At 74.8% G+C, this 5,234-nt stretch carries 2 protein-coding genes; both read right to left on the reverse strand.

The window, feature by feature from the left end; translation table 11 throughout:
• Window positions 1-62: 62 nt before the first annotated feature.
• Window positions 63-686 carry a nuclear transport factor 2 family protein gene (locus KN815_RS00235; RefSeq protein WP_216338926.1) on the reverse strand — a complete coding sequence of 208 codons (624 nt, stop codon included), beginning with the start codon at window positions 684-686 and terminating at the stop codon, window positions 63-65.
• Window positions 683-5,234 (reverse strand): SDR family NAD(P)-dependent oxidoreductase (locus tag KN815_RS00240; RefSeq protein ID WP_216338928.1); only part of this gene is annotated, 4,552 nt, incomplete at its 5' end. The genes KN815_RS00240 and KN815_RS00235, both read right to left, overlap by 4 nt.

Raw genomic sequence — 5,234 nt, forward strand, 5'->3', positions numbered from 1 at the left:
GCCCACCACGGCGATGGGTTCGCCGGGGTGGCCGGTGCGTGGGTTCGGGTCGTTCGTCGCCTTCACGCCCCCGGCTCCTCGACTTGCTCGGAAACGCGCTGTTCAGCGGCGAGTTGCTCAGTGCCGGGCTGCTCGGTGCCGGGCCGATCGGAGCCGGGCTGATCGGAGCCGGGCTGATCGGTACCGCGCCCGGCGGCGGGCCACACCGGCGGCGGCCCCTGCATGTACAACCGGCGATGCGCGATGCGCCACGCCGTGCCCTCGCGGTGCAGCAGGTCGACGTAGTTCCCCAGTCGGCGCAGTCCGAGCCGACCGTCGGTGTAGAGGCCGGTGACGGTGAAGATCGAGTACACCTCGGCCGTGTCCGCGTCCAGCCTGGTGACCAGCAGGTTGGAGGTGGCGTGCCGGGAGTGGACGCCCACCGTCTCCCGGTTGTGCTGCCAGAGCCGGGCCAGCCCGTCGGTGATCTGCTCCCGGGTGGAGACCGTGGCGGGAAAGCCTTCGGGCGCGGGGATCATCTCGAAGAGCGCGTCCGCCGTGTAGAGAGTGCCGAGCGTCTCGAACTCGCCGGAGTCGAACAGCAGCCCGGCCGCGACGACCACATCGGTGACGGCGGCCCGCTCGATGAGCATCTGGGGGTCGAGCTGGGTCGTCTCACCTGGCTGGAGCCTATGGGTCTCGCTCACGGGGTCCTCCTGTTGCCGTCGTGCTGCTTGTCGTGCTGCTTGTGCTGCTTGTCGTGCTGCTTGTCGTGCGGCTTGTCGTGCTGCTGGAGCGCTGACAGCCAGGACCACACCGCCGCCGCCGTGGTGTCGGAGTGATCGCCGACCATCGTGCAGTGGTCGCCGGGGACCTCACCGGCCTCGTGGCCGGGCGGCCAGTGCGAGCGCCAGTCCGTGACGGCGGGCTCGTCCGGTGAGCCGGGTACGCAGTCCCGCGGCCGTAGGAACAAGGTCCGTGCGGCGACCGGACCCGGCTGCCAGTCGCGGAACAGGCGCCGGTAGGTGCCGTACGCGGTGATGGCGGTCACGTCGGGCCGGGCGAAGGTCTCCCGGCGCACCACGAGTTCGTAGTTCATGGCGCGGCGCAGCGCCGGCGACATGCCGTCGGGCAGGTAGGTGTCGAGCAGCACCAGGGCGGAGGGCCGTACACCGGCCGCCTCCAGTCCCTCGGCCACGGCGTGGGCGAGCCAGCCGCCGGACGAGTAGCCGAGGATGACGGGCGGCTCGTCGCCGCGGGCGTGCAGCACCTGCCGGACGAGCACCCCGACGAGCGCGTCGACCGTGGCCGCCAGCGGTTCACCGGCCCGGTAGCCGGGGATCGGGACCACCGCGAGGTTGGTGCGGCCCTGGAAGTAGTGGGCCAGCCGGGCGAACTGGATCGCCGGCTCGACGGGGGCGAACGGCGGGAACGCGAACAGGGTGGGTCCGTGGTCGGCGTGGGCCATGCGTACGAGGCGGGGTGCCGGATCGAAGTCGGCGGGGTCGTCGTAGGTCTCCCGCAGGCCCGCCACCCCGACGCACAGCGACTCGATCTCCTGCATCTTTCCCAGCAGCGCCAGTCTGCGGTACAGCGCGTGCAGCCCGCCGCCGTCCTCGGTCCCGGGGTCCGGGCCGGTCAGCGTCTCCTCGCGCAGCAGCGTGGTCAGGTGCTCGGCGAGCGCGGCCGGCGTCTCATGGTCATAGATCAGGCCGGTGGGCAGCGGGTGGTCGGTCGCCTCGGTCAGCCGGTCGCGCAGGCCGACCGCGCGCAGCGAGTCGAAGCCCAGCTCATGGAACGGCCGTTCGGGTTCGATCGCGTCGGCCGAACCGTGCCCGAGTTCCGCGGCGACCTCCCGCCGCACGACGTCGAGCAGTGTGTCCCGCTGTTCCTGGCCGGACTGTCCGGCCAGTCTCGCGCGCAGGTCGGACCGGGCGGCGGGGGCGGCCGGGGCGGGTCGCGGGACCAGGCCGGCGATCAGCGGGCGCGGCCGGGCCGCGGTGTAACCGGTCGCGAACCGGGCCCAGTCCACATCGGCGACGACCGGTGCCGGGGCGCCGCTCGCCACGGCCCGGTGCAACGCCCGTACCGCCAGGTCGGGGTCCATCGGCCGCAGGCCCCGGACGGCGTACCGGTCGCCGGCTCCTTCGGCCATACCGGGACCGGCCCACACGCCCCAGGCGATCGAGGTGGCGGCCCGGCCGCGCGCGTGCCGCCGTTGCGCCACGGCGTCGAGCACCGCGTTGGCCGCGCAGTAGCCGCCCTGTCCGCCGCTCCCCCACACTCCGGCGGCCGACGAGAACAGGACGAACGCTTCGAGGTCGTCCTCGGCGGTCAGCTCGTCGAGCAGGACGGCCCCGGCGGTCTTGGCCGCCATCACCTCGGCGAGGTGTCCGGGGTTGGTCCGTGCGACCGGCAGGGCGGGTTGCGGGGCCCCCGCGGTGTGCACGACGGCCCGGACCGGGCTGCCGTCGGCGCGCAGTCCGGCCAGTACCGAGGCGAGCCGGTCGCGGTCGAGCACATCGCAGGCCACGATGGAGACCTGGGCGCCCAGCGCGGCCAGTTCGTCGCGGAGTGCCGGTGCGCCCGGTGCGTCCGGGCCGCGTCGGCTGAGCAGGACCAGATGCTCGGCTCCGCCCTTGGCCAGCGAGCGGGCCACGTGCCCGCCGAGCCCGCCGGTGCCGCCGGTGATCAGCACGGTTCCGGTGGGCCGCCACGGCTGTCGGCCCCGGGGTACGGGGGTGCGGGTGAGGCGGCGTGCGTAACGGCCCGACGGCCGGATCGCCACCTGGTCCTCGCCGGGGTCGAGGGCGAGTACGTCCGCGAGGGCGGTCAGGTCCGCGCCGTCCGGCGTGGCGGGCAGATCGACCAGGCCGCCCCACCGTTCGGGGTGCTCCAGTCCCACCACCCTCGCCAGTGCGGCGACCGCCGCGCCCGCCGGGCCGCTGACCGCTTCGCCGGACACCGAGGCCGCGCCGGCGGTGACGCACCACAGGGGTGCGGTGAGGCCCGCGTCGCCGAGCGCCTGCGCCAGGACCAGGGTGGTGGCCAGGCCGGTCGGCACGCCCACGAGTCCGGGGAGCGGGTCGGTGGCGCCGTCGAGCAGGGACACGATCCCGGTCGGCGCCGTGGGCAGCGCACCGAGCCGGTCGGCCAGCGCCGCCCGGTCGGGGTCGGCGACCGTCAGCCGCGACACATGAGCGCCGGCGGCGGTGAGGGCCGAGGCGACGCCGCCGCCTGCGCCGTCCTCCGGAACGGCGAGCAGCCAGGTGCCGCCGAGGGCCGGGGCCGGGTGCGCGGCCGACAGCGGCTCCCAGGTGATCCCGTAGTGCCAGTTGGGCCCGTCGTCGGCGGGTGCGGCGCACGAGAGCGTCGGGCCGAGCCAGTACCGGTCGCGCTGGAACGCGTACGTGGGCAGCTCGACGTGCCGCCGCCGGGCGCCCTCGGCCCGACTCGGCGCCGGTGCCGGGCCGCCCCGCACGATCAGCCGGGCCAACGCCCGCTCGAACGTCTCCGCCTGGCCCTCGTCCCGGCGCTGCGTGGCCACGAACACGGCGCGCCGGGGGTCCGGGACGCAGTCCTGCGCCAGCGGGGACAGCACCGCGTCCGGGCCGATCTCCAGGTAGGTGCCGACGCCTGTCGCGTCGAGTGCGCGCACCGCGTCGGCGAACCGCACCGTGCGGCGCACGTTGTCGAGCCAGTACTCCGCTGTGCCCAGTTCCGCGCCGGACACCACCCGGCCCCGGGTCGTGGACACGAACCCGGTGACCGGCTCGCCGAAGGACACCTCGGACAGCACCTCGGCGTACCGGTCGAGCATGGGGTCCATCAGCGCCGAGTGGAAGGCGTGCGTCACGGCGAGCCGCGTGGTCTTCCAGCCCCGGGCGGACGCGGCGTGCTCCACCAGGGCCACCTCGTCCTCGGCGCCGGACACCACCACCGATTCGGGGCCGTTCACGGCGGCGATGTCCACCGGCCGGCGCAGGTCCCTCAGTACCGCCAGTACGTCGGGCTCGCCCGCGCGCAGCGCGCTCATGACCCCGCCGCCCGGCAGTTCCTGCATCAGGGAACCGCGCGCCGCGACCATCCGCGCCGCGTCCGGCAGGGACAGTACGCCGGCCACGTGCGCGGCGGAGATCTCGCCGAGCGAGTGCCCGAGCACGAAGTCCGCGGTCCGGCCGAACGACTCGTACAGCCGGTACAGCGCCACCTCCACGGCGAAGAGCGCCGGCTGCGCGAAGCCGCTGAGGTCGAGCGCGGCGGCCTCGGGGGTGCCGGGCTCGGCGAAGACGGTCGCGCGCAGCGCAGTGGGCAGGAGCGCGTCGAACCGGTCGCACAGCGCGTCGAACGTCTCGGCGAACACGGGGAACCGCTCGTACAGCTCACGCCCCATGCCGGGCCGCTGCGCACCCTGCCCGGTGAACAGCGCCGCCGTCCGGGCCCGGCCGGCCACGCCGGTGACCACCCGGTCGGCCGGCGTCCCCGCGGACAACGAGCGCAGACCCGCCAGCAGTTCGCCCCGGTCGTGGGCGGTGACCACGGCCCGGTGGTCGAACAGCGACCTGCTGGTCACCAGCGCACGGGCCACGTCGGGGACGGTCGCTCCCGGTCGCCGGTCCAGGTGGTCGTACAGCTTCGCCGCCTGCGCGCGCAGCGCGGGCTCGCTCTTCGCCGACACGACGGCCCACGGCAGCGGCAGCGGGCCGGGGGATTTCTCGTCCACGGCGGTGTCGTGCGCGTCGGTGTCGGCCACGGCGGTGTCGTGCGCGTCGGTCACGGGCGCTTCTTCGAGTACGACGTGTGCGTTGGTGCCGCTGATGCCGAACGAGGACACCGCGCTCCGCCTGGGCCTGCCGGTCTCGGGCCAGGCCCGCTGTTCGCGCAGCAGTTCCACCGCGCCGGCCGTCCAGTCGACATGGGACGACGGCTGCCCGACGTGCAGGGTGCGGGGCAGTACGCCGTGCCGCATCGCCTGCACCATCTTGATCACCCCGGCCACGCCCGCCGCCGCCTGGGTGTGACCGAGGTTCGACTTCACCGACCCCAGGTACAGCGGCCGTTCGGCCGGCCGGTGCTGTCCGTAGGTGGCCAGCAGCGCCTGGGCCTCGATGGGGTCGCCGAGGCTGGTACCGGTGCCGTGGGCCTCGACCGCGTCCACGTCCGCGGGAGACAGGCCCGCGTCGGCCAGCGCCTGCTGGATCACGGCCTGCTGCGCGGCACCGCTGGGCGCGGTGATGCCGTTGGACCCGCCGTCC

The sequence above is a fragment of the Streptomyces niphimycinicus genome (assembly GCF_018883605.1).
GTDB lineage: Bacteria > Actinomycetota > Actinomycetes > Streptomycetales > Streptomycetaceae > Streptomyces > Streptomyces niphimycinicus.